At 53.4% G+C, this 16,920-nt stretch carries 16 protein-coding genes and 1 other annotated feature; of the genes, 3 read left to right on the top strand and 13 right to left on the bottom strand.

Annotated features, from left to right (window positions below):
- Positions 1-28: 28 nt before the first annotated feature.
- The 3 genes from H650_RS17810 to tal form a co-directional block, all read right to left on the bottom strand.
- On the bottom strand, positions 29-1,336 hold the full coding sequence (locus tag H650_RS17810; protein ID WP_020456492.1) for an MFS transporter: 1,308 nt from the start codon (positions 1,334-1,336) through the stop codon (positions 29-31).
- 126 nt (positions 1,337-1,462) lie between these two features.
- Positions 1,463-2,050 carry a molybdopterin adenylyltransferase gene (gene mog, locus H650_RS17805; protein ID WP_020456491.1) on the bottom strand — a complete coding sequence of 196 codons (588 nt, stop codon included), beginning with the start codon at positions 2,048-2,050 and terminating at the stop codon, positions 1,463-1,465.
- Positions 2,051-2,157: 107 nt separating this feature from the next.
- Positions 2,158-3,111: a transaldolase gene (gene tal / locus H650_RS17800; protein WP_017457867.1), complete on the bottom strand. Its 954-nt coding sequence runs from the start codon at positions 3,109-3,111 to the stop codon at positions 2,158-2,160.
- A 295-nt stretch (positions 3,112-3,406) separates the two neighbouring features.
- Between tal and H650_RS17795 the strand changes: the two genes are divergently transcribed.
- Both H650_RS17795 and yaaA read left to right on the top strand, forming a co-directional pair.
- Complete coding sequence (locus H650_RS17795; RefSeq protein ID WP_020456490.1) at positions 3,407-4,837, top strand: alanine/glycine:cation symporter family protein; 1,431 nt, start codon at positions 3,407-3,409, stop codon at positions 4,835-4,837.
- Between the two features lie 80 nt (positions 4,838-4,917).
- Entirely contained in the window at positions 4,918-5,691 is a 774-nt protein-coding gene (gene yaaA / locus H650_RS17790) for a peroxide stress protein YaaA (RefSeq protein WP_020456489.1), read from the top strand.
- A 42-nt stretch (positions 5,692-5,733) separates the two neighbouring features.
- Here yaaA and thrC read toward each other — a convergent pair whose 3' ends face one another.
- The 6 genes from thrC to yjjY form a co-directional block, all read right to left on the bottom strand.
- Complete coding sequence (thrC, locus tag H650_RS17785) at positions 5,734-7,020, bottom strand: threonine synthase (protein WP_020456488.1); 1,287 nt, start codon at positions 7,018-7,020, stop codon at positions 5,734-5,736.
- A 3-nt stretch (positions 7,021-7,023) separates the two neighbouring features.
- Complete coding sequence (gene thrB, locus H650_RS17780; protein ID WP_020456487.1) at positions 7,024-7,953, bottom strand: homoserine kinase; 930 nt, start codon at positions 7,951-7,953, stop codon at positions 7,024-7,026.
- Position 7,954: 1 nt separating this feature from the next.
- A complete protein-coding gene (gene thrA / locus H650_RS17775; protein WP_020456486.1) occupies positions 7,955-10,417 on the bottom strand; it encodes a bifunctional aspartate kinase/homoserine dehydrogenase I in 2,463 nt (820 codons plus the stop codon).
- Between the two features lie 23 nt (positions 10,418-10,440).
- Positions 10,441-10,558, bottom strand: a sequence feature (Thr leader region).
- The gene (gene thrL, locus H650_RS24825; protein WP_110093700.1) at positions 10,497-10,565 is read right to left on the bottom strand and encodes a thr operon leader peptide; all 69 of its coding nucleotides are present in this window, start codon (positions 10,563-10,565) and stop codon (positions 10,497-10,499) included. (Overlaps the previous feature by 62 nt.)
- Before the next feature lie 211 nt (positions 10,566-10,776).
- Positions 10,777-11,463 (bottom strand): tRNA/rRNA methyltransferase, encoded by a 687-nt coding sequence (locus H650_RS17770; RefSeq protein WP_020456485.1) that lies wholly within the window; start codon positions 11,461-11,463, stop codon positions 10,777-10,779.
- A gap of 398 nt (positions 11,464-11,861) precedes the next feature.
- A complete protein-coding gene (gene yjjY, locus H650_RS25450; RefSeq protein ID WP_086870418.1) occupies positions 11,862-12,002 on the bottom strand; it encodes a YjjY family protein in 141 nt (46 codons plus the stop codon).
- A 94-nt stretch (positions 12,003-12,096) separates the two neighbouring features.
- On the opposite strand from yjjY, the gene arcA reads away from it, so the two are divergent.
- Complete coding sequence (gene arcA, locus H650_RS17765; protein ID WP_003856501.1) at positions 12,097-12,813, top strand: two-component system response regulator ArcA; 717 nt, start codon at positions 12,097-12,099, stop codon at positions 12,811-12,813.
- Positions 12,814-12,854: 41 nt separating this feature from the next.
- Here the strand turns inward: arcA and creD are convergent, their stop codons facing one another.
- The 4 genes from creD to creA are packed head-to-tail and all read right to left on the bottom strand — an operon-like array spanning position 12,855 to position 16,884.
- A complete protein-coding gene (creD, locus tag H650_RS17760) occupies positions 12,855-14,228 on the bottom strand; it encodes a cell envelope integrity protein CreD (protein WP_020456484.1) in 1,374 nt (457 codons plus the stop codon).
- A 57-nt stretch (positions 14,229-14,285) separates the two neighbouring features.
- The gene (gene creC, locus H650_RS17755; RefSeq protein WP_020456483.1) at positions 14,286-15,710 is read right to left on the bottom strand and encodes a two-component system sensor histidine kinase CreC; all 1,425 of its coding nucleotides are present in this window, start codon (positions 15,708-15,710) and stop codon (positions 14,286-14,288) included.
- The gene (gene creB, locus H650_RS17750; RefSeq protein ID WP_020456482.1) at positions 15,710-16,405 is read right to left on the bottom strand and encodes a two-component system response regulator CreB; all 696 of its coding nucleotides are present in this window, start codon (positions 16,403-16,405) and stop codon (positions 15,710-15,712) included. The genes creC and creB overlap by 1 nt, the downstream gene beginning before the upstream one ends.
- Positions 16,406-16,410: 5 nt before the next feature.
- On the bottom strand, positions 16,411-16,884 hold the full coding sequence (creA, locus tag H650_RS17745; protein WP_020456481.1) for a protein CreA: 474 nt from the start codon (positions 16,882-16,884) through the stop codon (positions 16,411-16,413).
- Positions 16,885-16,920 lie beyond the last annotated feature (36 nt).

Here is a 16,920-nt window from a genome sequence, read left to right as displayed (position 1 = left end):
CAAAACGGAGCCATTTGGCTCCGTTTTTTTATGATTGCTGTACCGCGCCTTCAGTCACGTTATCCTGGTGATAAAGATCCTGACGCAGCAAAATCCCCAATCCCAGGCCAAGCAGCGACAGCGCCAGCACATACCATGCGGGAGCCATCGGCGAAACGCCCATCAGCATCGTAACGGCAATCGGCGTCAGTCCACCGAAAATGGCATACGACACGTTATAAGAGAATGAAATACCGGTGAAACGCACCTCTGCCGGGAAGGCACGCACCATTACGTAGGGCACCGCGCCCACCACGCCAACGCACAGCCCCACCACGCCATACAAAAGAAACAGCTGCTCAGGATGGCTGCCGACCAGGTGATAGAAAAACCAGCTGGAACAGGCCAGCAGAATGCTGCCAACAATAAAAGTACGACTGGCACCAAATTTGTCCACCAGCAGTCCGGCAGCAAGACAACCCAAACAGAGCATCACAGTGGCGATACTGTTCGCCTGCAGCGTCAGCGCTGGCGCGAAACCATACTGTTTTTGTAGCCAAACCGGCGACATCAGGATCACCACCACAATCCCGGCGGACAACAGCCAGGTCAGCAGCATCGAAACAACCACCGCTTTTTTATGTTTCATTACCACGGATTTGACCGGCAACTCCTGCGCCAACGCTTTTCGCTGCTGGAGCTCAAGGAAAATCGGCGTTTCCTGTAACCAGCGACGCAAGTACATGGCCACCAGACCAAACGCCCCGCCCAACAGGAACGGAATACGCCAGCCGCCATCGTGAATAGCCTGCTGCGTCATGCTGGTGTTTACCAGCGTGGCGACTACAGAGCCGAGCAAAATGCCTACCGTCAGCCCCGCGGTTAACGTCCCACAGGCAATACCGATGCGGCGAGCCGGAACATGTTCTGCCACAAAAACCCAGGCACCAGGCACTTCACCACCAATCGCCGCGCCTTGCAGCACACGCATTAACAGCAGTAGCAACGGCGCAACAATGCCCATCGAGGCATAGGTCGGCAGCAAACCAATCGCCAGCGTCGGCAGCGCCATTAGCAGGATACTGAGCGTAAACATCTTCTTGCGCCCGACCAAATCGCCAAAGTGCGCCATCACAATGCCGCCGAGCGGACGAGCCAAGTAACCTGCGGCAAAAATGCCAAAGGTCTGCACCTGGCGCAGCCATTCCGGGATATCAGCAGGGAAAAAGAGTTCACCGACGACAGCGGCAAAGAAGACGAAAATGATGAAATCATAAAACTCCAGCGCGCCACCCAGCGCGGCCAGCGTCAGCGTTTTATAGTCTTGTCTGTTCAGAGGGCGTGTATAAGTTGACATAGCAAACCGTTTGTAAAGAGGAAGTGTTAATTTAATTATTACGGATCCTGTAAATTAAAAATTACTATACCGTAAATAAATTAACACTCCATAGACGGCACTGCTTATCTCAGAAAAGAATCTTTTTTAGGATAAAATTTCACGCCTCGCGCTCTTAGGCCTAAATGATGCTACAACTTGCGGATCTGTCTCGACGTATGGCCCGTCCAGCAACTGTACACAATACGGTACACTGGCAAAAATACCCGGCACTTTCACTGTACCATCTTCATCTTTAAGCCCTTCCAGCGTCTCTTTTATCGATTTCGGCTGGCCGGGCAAATTGAGGATCAGCGCCTGCTTGCGGATCACACCGACCTGGCGGGAAAGGATCGCGGTCGGCACAAAATTGAGGCTGATTTGCCGCATCTGTTCGCCAAACCCGGGCATTTCGCGATCGGCTACCGCCAGCGTTGCATCCGGCGTTACATCGCGGCGCGCAGGCCCGGTTCCGCCAGTGGTCAGCACCAGATGGCAACTCATTTCATCCACCAGCTCGCACAGGGTTTGTTCGATAATGCTTTGCTCATCTGGGATCAGGCGAGTTTCAATCTGAAAAGGGGTTGTCAGGGCGCCCGCCAGCCACGCTTCCAGTGCGGGCAAACCTTTGTCCTGATAAACGCCGCTGGAGGCGCGATCGGAAACCGAAACTAAACCAATGCGTAGTGTGTCCATATTCATTCCGTGCAAAAAAACAATTTAACGAAATGATACACGCTGAGGGGAAAGGCAAACAGAGCAGAGAGAAGAAGCGTGACCGGGAACCCGGCCACGCCTGATGATTACAGCAGATCGCCGATCATTTTTTCCAGTTTTTCCTGGTCAACGGCAAACTTACGGATACCGTCCGCCAGTTTATCAACCGCCATCGGATCCTGGTTGTGCTGCCACAGGAATTCCGCTTCGGTGATGCGCTCAGGACGCGCTTTCACTTCGCCGGTGTAAGCGAGTTTACGTTCAATGGTGCCCGCGCTTTCAGACAGCTCTTTCAGCAGTGCCGGCGCGATGGTCAGACGGTCGCAGCCCGCCAGTTCAATAATTTCGCCGGTGTTACGGAAACTTGCGCCCATTACCACGGTTTCGTAACCGTGCTGTTTGTAGTACTGGTAGATTTCCGTAACGGAAACCACACCCGGATCTTCTGCCGGTGCGTACTCTTTCTTGTCGGTATTGGCTTTGTACCAGTCGAGAATACGGCCAACGAACGGAGAGATCAGGAACACGCCCGCTTCAGCACATGCGCGCGCCTGTGCAAAGGAGAACAGCAGCGTCAGGTTACAGTTGATACCCTCTTTTTCCAGCTGTTCTGCAGCGCGGATGCCCTGCCAGGTGGACGCCAGTTTGATCAGGATACGATCGTTGCTGATACCCGCATCGTTGTACATTTTGATCAGGCGTTTTGCTTTCGCGATAGACGCGTCGGTGTCGTAAGAGAGACGCGCATCCACTTCGGTGGAGATACGGCCAGGGATCAGTTTGAGGATTTCCAGACCGATATTCACTGCCAGTCGGTCTGTTGCATCAACAACCTGCTGCGCACGATCGCTGCTCTGGCTACGCGCCCAGGTCACGGCGTCGTCAATCAGTTTGCGGTATTCAGGGATTTGGGCAGCCCCAAGAATCAGAGAAGGGTTAGTTGTTGCATCCTGCGGCTGGTACAGCTTCATTGCCGCGATATCTCCGGTATCAGCCACGACTGTGGTGTACTGACGCAGGGAGGTCAATTTATCCGTCATGATAATATTTCTCTTTAAACGATACCCTAATACTCCACGCTAAGACCGACGACGCGTTGCTGCGCCTGGCGCATTAACGCAGCCAGCGCACCTGAACGAGAAGTATGACGAGTATACTTGTTAGGGGGATGTAACCGGTCTGCCCATGATGATAACACGACGCCTTGCCAGCGCAACCGCAGACAATGCTCTGAAAATTGTATGGTAAACTCACTTAATTAATTGCCTGCGAAGTGATGCATACACTCCTGTAGCCACGCCCCAGGCCCCCCCGGCATCAACAAGAGGAATGTTAATGCCTGAATTTTTCTCATTCATCAGTGAAATCCTTTGGGGTTCATTGATGGTTTACCTGCTGGCGGCGGCAGGTATCTGGTTTGCGTTCCGCAGCCGGTTTGTCCCCTTCCGTTTCATTCGCGATTTTGGCCAAAGTCTGAAAAGCAGCCGAGTTGCACAGCCTGGTGCGCTCTCGTCGTATCAGGCGTTATGCCTGAGCCTTGCGACAAGGCTCGGCAGCGGTAACCTGGCGGGCGTGGCGTTTGCACTGACCACTGGCGGCCCAGGGGCGATTTTCTGGATGTGGATTTCCGCCATCATTGGCATGGTCATTAGCTTTGCCGAATGTTCGCTGGCGCAATTGTACAAAGAGCGTGATGACAATCAGCAACTGCGCGGCGGCCCGGCATGGTATATGGAACGCGGGCTGGGCATGCGCTGGATGGGCGTGCTGTTCTCCATCTTTCTGTTGCTCACCTACGGTCTGGTGTTTAACACCATTCAATCCACGGCGATGGCACAAGCCGCGCGTTATGCGTGGAACGTGCCCGGATTTATCAGTGGGATCGCGCTTGCTGCGTGTGCTTTTCTGTTCATGCTCAAAGGGCTTAACAACGTTGCGCGCTTGATGCAGTGGATGGTGCCGGTAATGGCGCTGGCCTGGATTGTCGTGAGTTTTGGCGTCAGCCTGTGGCATGCCAATCTGCTGCCTGCGGTTCTTGTGAACATTGTCAAAAGCGCTTTTGGCTGGCAGGAAGCGGCAACCGGAACCATGGCTTACACCCTGAGCCAGGCCATCACCAGCGGTTTTCAACGTAGCATGCTCGCGAATGAAGCGGGTATGGGATCGTCCCCCAACGCCGCCGCTACTGCGGCATCATGGCCTCCCCATCCTGTCGCACAAGGTTTTGTGCAGATGATTGGCGTCGTAACCGATACCTTTCTGGTCTGTACCGCCAGCGCGTTTATTCTGCTGCTTGCGGGAAATGCGCCAGCTACAGGCGCGATCGGCGGAACGCAATTGATGCAGCAGGCGATGGTGTCACTGACAGGCAGCTGGGGCGCGGGGTTCGTTGCCGCCATCGTTGCGCTGTTTGCATTTACGTCGATTGTGGCGAACTACACCTACGCGGAAAACAACCTGATCTTTTTGCGCCGTAATAGCGCAAGGAATATCTGGTTACTGCGCACAGCTGTTTTGCTGATGGTGCTAATAGGCTCGTTTTTCAGCCTGCCGCTAATCTGGCACGTCGCCGACGTGATGATGGCGTTGATGGCTATTACCAACCTGACCGCGATCCTGTTGCTTTCGCCAGTGGTGAGACTGCTGGCGCGTGATTACCAGCGCCAGCGTAAACTTGGCGTCATGCCGGTCTTTGATCCGAAGCGCTACCCGGAGATCAAACGCCAGCTGGCGCCGGGTAGCTGGGATGACATTCCCCGTTCGTAGCGCTAATCGCAACTATCGATCAAGTCTGTTGGTTTTTTTGCTAAAGTCAGCGGAAATTTCTCGCACAGCAAGGACTGAGTATGCTGATTTTGATTTCACCTGCTAAAACACTCGATTACCAAAGCCCGCTGGCGACCACGCGCTTTACCCAGCCGGAACTGCTGGATCACGCCCAGCAATTGATTAAGACCGCCCGCAAACTTTCTGCGCCGCAAATCAAAGCGCTGATGGGCATCAGCGATAAACTCGCCGATCTTAACGCGACCCGCTTTCACGACTGGCAGCCTGATTTCACCCCGGAAAATGCGCGCCAGGCGATTCTGGCCTTCAAAGGCGACGTCTACACCGGTCTGCAGGCGGAAACCTTCAGCGAGGCGGATTTCGACTTTGCGCAGCAGCATCTGCGCATGCTTTCCGGGTTATACGGCGTGCTGCGCCCGCTGGATCTGATGCAACCTTACCGGCTGGAGATGGGCATCCGGCTGGAGAACGCCAAAGGTAAGGATCTGTATCAATTCTGGGGCGATACCATTACCCACAAACTCAACGACGCCATTGCCGCCCAGGGCGACGATATTGTTATCAACCTGGCCTCTGACGAATATTTCCGATCGGTCAAAACCCAGAAACTGAAAGCCAGGGTAATTAAACCTGTGTTCCTTGATGAGAAGAATGGCAAGTTTAAGGTCATAAGCTTCTACGCCAAAAAAGCGCGTGGGTTGATGAGCCGCTACATCATTGAGCAGCGTTTGACGAAACCGGAGCAGTTAGCGGGGTTTGATAGCGAAGGGTATTTCTTTGATGAAGAAGCGTCCGCGCAGGACGAAATGGTGTTTAAGCGTCACGAGCAGTAAGCGTTATGTTTCCCCTGCCAGCAGGCAGGGGAAACAGAGACATTACGCTTTGCTCATCATCAACTGACGCAGGGCGGAGAAATCCGCAGGCAACTGATGCGAAAGCAGTGGTAAGTCGGCGCGATCGGCCAGCTCTTTTGGCAGCGGCAGGGTTTCTCCCAGAATCTCCTCAACACTCTCTTTGAATTTCGCCGGATGCGCGGTACCGAGGAACAGGCCATACTCTCCCGGTTGCAGTTGATCGCGCAGCGCACGGTAAGCGATGGCAGCATGCGGTTCAGAAATATAGCCCTTGCCTTTCAGCTCGCGGATCGTGGCTTTCGTGGTTTCGTCATCCACCGCTGCATAACCCAGCTCGTTTAAGCGCCAGATCTTACGACGGAACAACTCTTCGACACGCGGCCAGTTATTCGGCTGGCTCACATCCATCGCATTCGACAATGTCGCCTGCGTCGCTTTAGGCTGCCATTGCCCCTCTTTCAAGAAGCGCGGAACCGTGTCATTGGCGTTGGTGGCGGCGATAAAACGTTTGATCGGCAGCCCCAGAGATTTCGCCAGCAAACCGGCGGTCAGATCACCGAAGTTACCGCTCGGCACGGAAACCACCAGTTGATTGCGTGCTTCCTGCGGCAGTTGTGCAACCGCTTCAAAGTAGTAACAAATCTGTGCCAGCAGACGGCTGATGTTGATCGAGTTTGCCGAGTTCAAGCCCAGTGCCGTTTTCAGCTCTTCATCATCGAATGCCTGTTTAACCAGTGCCTGGCAGGCATCGAAATCCGCATCGATAGCGACAGTTTCAATATTACCGCCCAATGTACAGAACAGTTTTTCCTGCAGCGGGCTGATTTTGCCCTGCGGATAGAGGATCACCACACGCACGTTCTTCATTCCGTAGAAGGCATGTGCCACCGCAGCGCCCGTATCGCCAGACGTCGCCGTGAGAATGGTCACCGGTTTGTCGCCGCTGATAGCACTCAGCATCTGCGCCATAAAACGCCCGCCGAAATCTTTAAATGCCAGCGTAGGTCCGTGGAAAAGCTCCAGGCAGCCAACATCGCTCTCCACCGGTTTTACCGGCGCAGGGAAAGCAAACGCTGCACGCACGCGGGCTTCCAGCGCATCCTCAGGAATTTCATCGCCAATAAACGCCGCAAGGATTTTCGCACTGCGGGTGACGAAATCCTGCGCCAGCATCTCATCGACCTCGGTCAGGTTAAATTCCGGCAGATCGTGCGGGAAGAACAGCCCCTGATTTTTGCCAAGCCCCTGGGTGACGGCCTGCGCAAAGCTGACCTGTTCGTTATGATCTTTTAAGTTGTAAAGTTTCATTGGTTATCCCACTACGCGAGCGCCCGCCGTGTCCAGCCGGCAAATATGAACGAAGCCTTCCTGATTTTGCAGATAGTGCTTGCCGAGCCAGTCGGCAACGCGCTGAGCGGTATCCTGCTTGTCGCACAAGGCAAACAGCGTTGGTCCGGAACCCGAGATCCCGCAGGCCAGCGCGCCAATATCCGCCACTGCTTTACGTGCTTCCGCAAACCCCGGCAGCAATTTCATGCGGTACGGTTCGGCAATCACATCTTTCATTAATTTTGCTGCCAGCGCAGGCTGACGGCTGTAGCAAGCATGGATAAAGCCCGCCAGGTGGCGACCATGAGCAATGCAATCCTGGCGGCGATATTGCGCTGGCAGGATCGCGCGCGCTTCGGCTGTCGAGACTTTAATGCCTGGATACGCCAAAACCCACAGCCACTCATCAAAGCCTGGCACCTGCTGGCTGATAATGCCGCTTTCCTCGATCATCAATTGCATGCCGCCGAGGTAGCAAGGCGCGACGTTATCGTAATGCACGCTACCGGAAATACGCCCTTCCAGCTCGCCCATCAGCGCCAGCATGCGTGTTTCGTTCAGCGGCTTACCGCAGAACTCATTCATGGCGACCAGTGCCGCGACCACCGAACAAGCGCTGGAGCCGAGCCCTGAGCCTATCGGCATGTTTTTTTCCAGCGTCATCGCGACGGGAACCTGCTTGCCGATCTCCTGACAAAACAGTTCCCAGCACTGATAAACGATATTTTCTTTCGGCTCAGTCGGTAATTTACTGGCGAAGCGGCCCACATTCTTCAGGCTGAAATGATCGGCTGCTTCCACACTGACATTATCGCCCAACAATGTGCCATCCACAGGCGTAACCGCCGCGCCAAGCACATCAAAACCCACGCTCATATTGGCACTGGAGGCCGGAGCATACACCTTCACCATCTCAGACTCCTAACTTCCAGGACAGGGTGCGCAGCAGGTCGGCGAACACGCCCGCTGCCGTCACATCATTACCCGCGCCATATCCGCGCAGCACCAGCGGTAACGGCTGGTAATAGTGGCTGTAGAACGCCAGCGCGTTCTCGCCGTTTTTCACTTTGAACAGCGGATCGTTGCCATCAACAGCCGCGATTTTCACCCGGCAAGTGCCATCTTCTTCAATGTTGCCGACATAACGCAGCACCTTACCTTCATCGCGCGCTTTTGCGACTCGTGCGGCAAAATCATCATCCAGCTCCGGCAGACGCGCCATAAAACTCTCAACATCGCCTGAATCGTCAAAACTCGCCGGCAACACCGGTTCGATGACGATATCCGACAACTCCAGTTCACGACCGGTTTCGCGCGCCAGAATCAGCAGCTTACGCGCCACATCCATACCGGAGAGATCATCCCGCGGATCCGGCTCGGTGTAGCCCATTTCACGAGCAAGATGCGTTGCCGCCGACAGGCTCACCCCTTCATCCAGCTTGCCGAAAATAAACGACAAAGAACCGGAAAGAATACCGGAGAAATGCTGCAGCTCGTCCCCGGCGTTCAGCAGGTTTTGCAGGTTTTCAATCACCGGCAAGCCCGCACCAACGTTAGTGTCGTACAGGAATTTACGCCGCGATTTTTCCGCCGCGCGACGCAACTGGTGGTAATAATCCAGCGATGAGGTGTTGGCTTTTTTGTTCGGCGTCACAACGTGGAAACCTTCTCGCAGGAAATCCGCATACTGATCGGCCACCGCCTGGCTGGAAGTACAGTCAACAATCACCGGGTTCAGCAGGTGATACTCTTTCACCAGGCGAATCAGGCGGCCCAGGTTAAACGGCTCTTTGGCTTGTGCCATTTCCGCTTGCCAGTTATCCAGATTCAGGCCGTGAACATTAGTCAGCAGCGCTTTCGAGTTCGCCACACCACAAACACGCAGGTCAATATGTTTGTTTTTCAGCCATGTTTGCTGGCGCTTAAGCTGTTCCAGCAGCGCACCGCCGACACCGCCGACGCCAATCACAAACACCTCGATCACCTGGTCGGTGTTAAACAGCATTTGGTGCGTGACGCGCACCCCAGTGGTGGCATCGTCGTTGCTAACGACCACGGAGATTGAGCGTTCGGAGGAGCCCTGAGCAATCGCCACAATATTAATATTTGCGCGCGCCAGCGCCGCAAAAAACTTCGCCGAAATCCCGCGCAATGTGCGCATACCGTCGCCGACAACAGAGATGATCGCCAGACGCTCCATTACCGCCAGCGGTTCCAGCAGGCCTTCTTTCAATTCCAGATAGAACTCTTCGCTCATGGCACGCTGGGCACGGGCGCAATCGGATTGCGGCACACAGAAGCTGATGCTGTATTCCGAGGACGACTGGGTGATCAACACAACGGAAATGCCGTTGCGCGACATCGCGGCAAACACACGTGCCGCCATGCCGACCATGCCCTTCATCCCCGGACCGGAGACGCTGAACATCGCCATGTTATTCAGATTCGAAATGCCTTTTACCGGCAGACCATCTTCATCAGAGGTCGCGCCAATCAGCGTACCCGGTGCTTGCGGGTTTCCGGTGTTTTTGATCAGGCAAGGAATTTGAAACTGTGCGATGGGGGTGATGGTACGGGGGTGAAGAACTTTGGCGCCGAAGTAGGAAAGCTCCATGGCTTCCTGGTACGACATCGACTTGAGCAACCTGGCGTCTGGCACCTGGCGCGGGTCGCAAGTATAAACGCCGTCGACATCGGTCCAGATCTCACAACAATCTGCGCGCAGGCAGGCCGCGAGTACGGCAGCAGAATAGTCGGAACCGTTACGCCCAAGCACCACCAGTTCACCCTTTTCATTCCCGGCGGTGAAACCAGCCATCAGCACCATATGATCCGCAGGAATACGGCTGGCGGCGATACGGCGAGTAGATTCAGCGATATCGACCGTTGATTCAAGGTAATGGCCGACCGCGAGCAATTTCTCAACCGGATCGATAACGCTGACTTTATGACCGCGCGCTTCCAGTAACCCCGCCATGATGGCGATGGAGAGTTTCTCACCACGGCAAATTAACGCCGCGTTAATGCTGTCCGGGCACTGGCCGAGCAGGCTGATACCATGCAGAACGTGTTTGATCTGCGCGAACTCTTGTTCAACAAAAGCTTTTAATTGTGCGAGTGGAAAGCCCGGTTGCGCATCCGCCAGCCCTTGCAGCAGGTCGGCGAAGATACGCTCGGCGTCGCTAATGTTCGGAATCGCATCCTGGCCGCCGATCGTTTTTTCGATCATTGCCACCAGATGGTTAGTAATTTTCGCCGGGGCAGAAAGCACGGTGGCCACCTGCCCCTGCCTGGCATTACTTTCCAGGATATCGGCAACACGCAGAAAACGCTCCGCATTTGCCACTGATGTACCGCCGAACTTCAACACTCGCATGGTTTACCCCTTAATCTCCGGTCGAAAAAAAAGCCCGCACTGTTCAGGTGCGGGCTTTTTTCTGTGTTTCCTGTACGCGTCAGCCCGCACCGTTACCTGTGGTAATGGTGATGGTTGTAATTGTGGTAATGGTGCTGATGCGTTTCATGGATGTTGTGTGCTCTGTAATCATTATCTGTCTGTGCTGTATGCCTATATTGGTTAAAGTATCTGCCTGCTCAAGTCAATTTATTTTTATTTTTCGCCCTTTTGCCGTTATTCCCGGCTGCGCTGGAACAGACGTCACTTTCAACCTATTAGGATCATTCTCGTCATATATCGCAGTGACTTTAACTATAAAAAAACGTTATGTCAGCGATTTACTCGGCGAGTTTTTTTTCGATATCGTGCAGCAAACGATGCAACATTGCAGTGTCACGTTGTTCCAGCAGACCAAGACGCTGATCGAGCCAGTCGGCCATTTTAATGTCATCCGCCACGCCTAATTTTTCCAGTAATCCGCGAGTTCGCAAACGCAACGCCTGCAACTGATTACCGTCAACAGGGGCTGCCTCTTTCGGAGTAAGTTGCATTAAAGATGCTAATTGATAGCAGAAAACCATCACCGCCTGGCCGAGATTAAGTGAAGGATAATCCGCTACCATCGGAACACCCGTTAAAATATCTGCCAACGCCAGCTCTTCATTGGTAAGCCCGGAATCCTCACGGCCAAACACCAGCGCAGCACTACTCAACCACGTGCTTTTCTCTTGTAACAAGGGAACCAGTTCCGCTGGTGTCGCGTAGTAATGGAATTTTGCCCGGCTGCGCGCCGTGGTGGCGATGGTAAAGGGGATATCCACCAGCGCATCGGCAAGGGTTGCATAAGTTTTAATATTATCAAGGATATCGCCCGAGCCGTGCGCCACGCGGCGCGCGCCTTCTTGCAAGTGCGCCTCGCTATCAACGATACGCAAATCACTAAACCCCATGGTCTTCATAGCGCGGGCAGCGGCACCGACATTTTCCGCTCGCGCGGGGGACACAAGAACAACAGCCAATTGCATTTTACTTTCTCTTCTTCCTGAGACCACGGGGAAATGTGACCTTTGTCATCATACTACGCGGTGCGAATTTACAATTATGTAACACAAATCACTGATTTAGCCCTTGTCTACGGTTAAAAAAAGCTAAACTATTTATCAGCGATATTACCTGCTAAGATGTTAACAGAAGGGACTTATCCCTATGTTTATTCATGGCATTTTAATACAGAATTTCCCACTTGTATTGGATTCGCCCTGTTTATCAATTAATATGCGCAACTAGTTGGTTTATTGAAAAATTGTAAGAAACGCTAGCATTTGGCTATCAAGATTTCTCCAAACTGTTAACGTGCTACAATTGAACTTGATATATGTCAACGAAGCGTAGTTTTATTGGGTGTCATTTACGTCTTAGCCTGTTATGTTGCTGTTAAAATGGTTAGGATGACAGCCGTTTTTGACACTGTCGGGTTCAGAGGGAAAGTACCCACGACCAAGCTAATGATGTTGTTGACGTTGATGGAAAGTGCATCAAGAACGCAATTACGTACTTTAGTCATGTTACGCCGTCATGTTAATTTTCGACATGCACCAGGCTGGTCAGGGACTTTTGTACTTCCTGTTTCGATTTAGTTGGCAATTTAGGTAGCAAACATGCAGACCCCGCACATTCTTATTGTTGAAGACGAGTTGGTAACACGCAACACGTTAAAAAGCATTTTCGAAGCAGAAGGCTACGATGTCTTTGAAGCGACAGATGGCGCTGAAATGCATCAAATCCTTTCTGAAAATGATATCAACCTGGTGATCATGGATATCAATCTGCCGGGTAAAAACGGTCTTTTGCTGGCGCGTGAATTACGTGAGCAGGCGAATGTCGCGCTGATGTTCCTGACGGGCCGTGATAACGAAGTCGATAAGATTCTGGGCCTTGAAATTGGTGCCGACGACTACATCACCAAACCGTTTAACCCACGCGAACTGACTATCCGCGCGCGCAACCTGCTGTCCCGTACCATGAATCTGGGCACGGTCAGCGAAGAACGCCGCAGCGTTGACAGCTACAAATTCAACGGCTGGGAACTGGATATCAATAGCCGTTCACTGATTAGCCCGAACGGCGAGCAGTATAAGCTGCCGCGCAGCGAATTCCGCGCGATGCTGCACTTCTGCGAAAATCCAGGCAAAATCCAGTCTCGTGCGGAGTTGCTGAAAAAAATGACCGGCCGTGAACTGAAGCCACACGATCGTACGGTCGACGTGACTATCCGCCGTATTCGTAAACATTTCGAATCGACGCCGGATACCCCGGAAATCATCGCCACCATTCACGGTGAAGGTTACCGCTTCTGCGGTGATTTGCAGGAATAAGCCAGAATAATGATAAAAAAGCGGCGCAAAGCGCCGCTTTTTTATTTCCAGATGAGTAATTCTTCGTCACGCACTGATTGCGGTATTTTCTTCACCGAACCAGAAAGCGCATACCAGTCGATCTTGCGCGTCAGCATCATCACAGCGCTCAAGGCGATAAACAGAACACCGGTGCCGAGCAACAGCGCATTATCTTTGGAGTTCAACAGGCTCCACATCACCGCATCAAGCACTAACAGCGCGATACTAAACGACAAACCCGCACGCCAGCTTTTCAATACGCCCTGTAAATAGACACCGTTCAGCAGTGCACCGAGCAGGCTGGCAACTCCCCAGGCAATGGTGAAACCGGTATGTTCAGAAAGCGCCAGCAGCACCAGGTAGAACATCACCAGCGATAACCCCACCAGCAAATATTGCATCGGATGCATCTGCCGCGCAGTTAAACTCTCAAAAACGAAAAACGCCAGATAAGTCAGTACGATCAGCAAAATCGCGTATTTAACTGCTCTGTCGGTCAACTGGTACTGATCGGCAGGTGTGGCGATGTTGACGCTGAAAGCAGGCAATTCCCAACTTTTGCTGGCAGACAGCCCCCCGGCAGTACGCATTTTGCTGTCCAGATTGTTGGCAAACCAGCTACTTTGCCAGTGCGCCTGAAAACCACTGGCACTCACCGTGCGTTTTTCCGGCAGAAAATCGCCCATAAAACCCGGATGCGGCCAGTCGCCATTCAGTGTCATCTCGCTATTTCGCCCCAGCGGCACCACGGAAAAATCACCGGTTCCGCTCAAACTAAACGCCATAGTCAGCTTCAGCGATTGCTGCAAATTCGCCGTCGACAACGGCATATGCACACCCTGCAGATCGCTTGCCAGTCCGGTTCCTGGTTCAACGCTGAGTGTCTCGCCATTCAACCTGGTGGTACGCAACTGGCCAATACCGCGCGAATCACTCAACGCTAAAACTAGAAATGGCTCGCCAAGGGAGATATTTTCATCGGCTTTGATATCCAGCCGCTTTGGGTCGAATTCCGCATTGATCTCAATGGCGTTGTGCCAGATTTGTCCATCATAAATGCCGATCTTGCGGGTTTCGACCTGCTGTTTGCCGTTGACCATCAGCGATTCTGGTAACCAAAAACGAAGATAACTTTGTTTACGCCGCACCTCTTTGGGAGCCTCGTTATCGTTAGCTTTTTCCAGGGAAACCACCGTTTCAGTTACCGGGATGGCGATCAACGGCCCGACCAATTTTTGACTGCCAGCGCTGCTCTGGCGCAGCGTATCCGTCACATCGTTACGATAATTCGCGCGTTCGCCAATTAAGCCGCTCAGCAGCGTCAGCGGGACAAGCAGAACACAAAGACAACCTGACAGCGTTACCATTTTCCAGAACAGGGGGGATTTCAACATAGCCTTCTCCTTAGTGATGTGCGCAGAGTAGTGAGGCTATGTGTGAAGGATTTGAAGTTATGTGAAGTGTGGGTGAAGTGACAGCCGGGCTTCGCAACCCCCTTGCGGGCGGTTCAGAACGCGAATATCACCATGATGCAGCCGCGCGACTTCCTGGACAAACGCCAGCCCCAGCCCACTGCTTTTTTGCCCGTCGGCTCGCGGCAGCGAGTAGAAGCGTTCAAAAACGCGCTGCATTGCATAATCCGGGATACCTGAACCGCTGTCGCTGACCGTTAACACCAGCGCGTTAGCTTCCTGGCTGGCGCGTAACACCACCACACCGCCAGGCGGCGTAAAATCAATGGCGTTATCGAGTAAATTACCCAACGCCTGGGCCAGCAGTTCACTATCCCCTGCTGCCACAGCATCAGCAGCGTCAATCTGCAGAGTTAAGCCTTTCGCCGACAACACCACACTGCGTTGCTCCTGTAGCTGGCGAAAAAGCATACCGACATCCACTGCCGCAAACGCAATTTCCAGCCGGTTTTCCAGTTTCGCCTGGTGTAACAACTTCTCAACCAGGTTCTGCATGCGGCTATTTTGCGTAAGAATGTTGTCGGTAAAACGCGCCACGACGTCTGGCGGCGGCCCTTCGCGCAGGATCTCCGCCGCGCCGCGAATGGCTGCCAGCGGGCTTTTCAGTTCATGCGTCAGGGCGTAAACATACTGTTCGATATAATTTTTGCCTTCCAGTTTCACACGCATACTTTCCAGCGCCTGCGCCAGTTTACGCAGCTCACTGCTTCCTAAATCGGGTAAAGGAACCGGACGGTTTTCTGTAACGGAATCAGCGTAGCGCGCCAGCTTGCCAATGGAGCGATTGATCCACCAGACCATGACTGCACCAATGAGCAACGCAATGCCCAGCAGCGCGCCGCCGGCCCATAAGATGCGTCGCTCGCTGCGTCTAATCACCGGATCCATCGCGCTGTTTGGCTTACCCACGCTGATTACACCGATAATGCGGCCTTGATCGGTCACCGGGGCGGCAACATACATCACCGTACTCTGCGGGTTACCGGCATCCGCCAGCGAACTACGTGCACCGTAATTCCCGCGCAGCGTCAGCCAGACATCATTCCAGCGTGAGTAATCCTGCCCCAACGCCTTTCCTGACGAATCAAACACCACGCGCCCGGTGCTGTCGGTCATGTAGACGTGATACTCATTGCGAACTTTATGGATCCCGCTGATATGCGCATTGATTGGCTGGTGATTTAACGTCGAGAAAGCCTGCGCCAGGCGCCCATCCTGCGCGTGACCAGAGCGTAAATCTTCGCGAGCCAGCTCCGCCAGCAGCGTCGCGGTATCAATAAGCGTACCTTCGGTGGCGCGTCGTACACCGGGTTTGATCTCCTGAACAAAGATCGACAGCACGAACCATGCGGCAACTGCCACGATCAGGAAATACCCCAGCAACAAGCGCATGCCAATGCGCATCAGCGGATCCCCAGGCTGTAGCCCATACCACGATGCGTATTGATAGGAGTAAGTTCAGCATTGATGGCGCGTAGCTTGGCGCGCAAGGTCTTGATATGAGTATCGACGGTGCGGTCAAAACTCTCCTGAGCATCGCTCCAGACTTGATCCATCAATTGCTGGCGAGAAAAAACACGTCCTGGTGCCAACAGTAAGGTTTTCAACAACAGAAATTCGTAGCGGGTCAGCAGCAGCGTTTCGCCGCACCAGCGAATAATCGCGGCATCCTCGTCCAACTCAAACTGGCCGATTCGCCGCATTTCGTTGTGAAGAGATGCTTTTTGCAGCCTGCGCAACACCGTGCGCACTCTGGCGCATACTTCACGCGGTGAGAAGGGCTTGGCAATGTAATCATCCGCGCCCATCTCCAGCCCCAGCAGCTTGTCGACTTCATCGCTGCGCGCGGTAAGAAACAGCACCGGCAACGCGGGCGCGCGCGCCAGTAGCCGACGACAAAGTTCAAAACCGCTGATATCCGGCAGGCCGACGTCCAGAATCGCCAGCTCAGGCAGACGATGCTGCGCCGCATCCAGCACCGGCAAACCTCGCTCAAACGCGGTGACGGCAAAGCCGTCCTGCTGCAACATGTAAATCAACGTTTCAGCGATGCTGGCTTCATCCTCTACCAGCCAAATCTGCGGTTGCGGCGTAGACATTGGGCTTATTTACTCCAGGGAATAATGGGTACCGCGCTTAAGGCGTTTTTCGGCGATCCTTCGACCACTTTATCGGAATAAGCTAAATATGCCAGAGTGTTACGTTTCGCGTCATAGAAACGCACCACCTGCAATTTCTTGAAGACTAATGATGTTCGTTTCTGGAAAACCACATCGCCCTGCGCCTTACCGTTTTTGATTTTATCGCTCAACTCAACCGGACCAACCTGCTGGCAAGAGATAGCCGCGTCGGACGTATCTTCCGCCAGCCCCAGCCCACCCTTGATACCACCGGTTTTCGCCCGGCTGATGTAACAGGTGACATTTTTCACATCAGGATCATCAAACGCTTCGACCACAATTTTGTGATCCGGCCCAAACATTTTAAACACGGTATCCACGGAACCAATTTGTTCTGCATGTGCAGAGCCCAGCGTGGCCAACACTAATGCAGGAAGGATTAACTTTGTATATTTCATATTGTTACCATTTTTGAATATTACGTTGAGCAACTA

Origin of the sequence: Enterobacter sp. R4-368, assembly GCF_000410515.1 — a bacterium.
Taxonomy (GTDB): domain Bacteria; phylum Pseudomonadota; class Gammaproteobacteria; order Enterobacterales; family Enterobacteriaceae; genus Kosakonia.
Note: the sequence above shows the minus strand (reverse complement) of the source record. Positions and strands in the feature narration are given on the sequence as shown.

Bases quoted from the DNA above. Each gene is read 5' to 3' on its own strand.
- H650_RS17810 (WP_020456492.1), bottom strand. From the start codon at position 1,336: ATGTCAACTTATACACGCCCTCTGAACAGACAAGACTATAAAACGCTG.
- mog (WP_020456491.1), bottom strand. From the start codon at position 2,050: ATGGACACACTACGCATTGGTTTAGTTTCGGTTTCCGATCGCGCCTCC.
- tal (WP_017457867.1), bottom strand. From the start codon at position 3,111: ATGACGGATAAATTGACCTCCCTGCGTCAGTACACCACAGTCGTGGCT.
- H650_RS17795 (WP_020456490.1), top strand. From the start codon at position 3,407: ATGCCTGAATTTTTCTCATTCATCAGTGAAATCCTTTGGGGTTCATTG.
- yaaA (WP_020456489.1), top strand. From the start codon at position 4,918: ATGCTGATTTTGATTTCACCTGCTAAAACACTCGATTACCAAAGCCCG.
- thrC (WP_020456488.1), bottom strand. From the start codon at position 7,020: ATGAAACTTTACAACTTAAAAGATCATAACGAACAGGTCAGCTTTGCG.
- thrB (WP_020456487.1), bottom strand. From the start codon at position 7,953: ATGGTGAAGGTGTATGCTCCGGCCTCCAGTGCCAATATGAGCGTGGGT.
- thrA (WP_020456486.1), bottom strand. From the start codon at position 10,417: ATGCGAGTGTTGAAGTTCGGCGGTACATCAGTGGCAAATGCGGAGCGT.
- H650_RS17770 (WP_020456485.1), bottom strand. From the start codon at position 11,463: ATGCAATTGGCTGTTGTTCTTGTGTCCCCCGCGCGAGCGGAAAATGTC.
- yjjY (WP_086870418.1), bottom strand. From the start codon at position 12,002: ATGACTAAAGTACGTAATTGCGTTCTTGATGCACTTTCCATCAACGTC.
- arcA (WP_003856501.1), top strand. From the start codon at position 12,097: ATGCAGACCCCGCACATTCTTATTGTTGAAGACGAGTTGGTAACACGC.
- creD (WP_020456484.1), bottom strand. From the start codon at position 14,228: ATGTTGAAATCCCCCCTGTTCTGGAAAATGGTAACGCTGTCAGGTTGT.
- creC (WP_020456483.1), bottom strand. From the start codon at position 15,710: ATGCGCATTGGCATGCGCTTGTTGCTGGGGTATTTCCTGATCGTGGCA.
- creB (WP_020456482.1), bottom strand. From the start codon at position 16,405: ATGTCTACGCCGCAACCGCAGATTTGGCTGGTAGAGGATGAAGCCAGC.
- creA (WP_020456481.1), bottom strand. From the start codon at position 16,884: ATGAAATATACAAAGTTAATCCTTCCTGCATTAGTGTTGGCCACGCTG.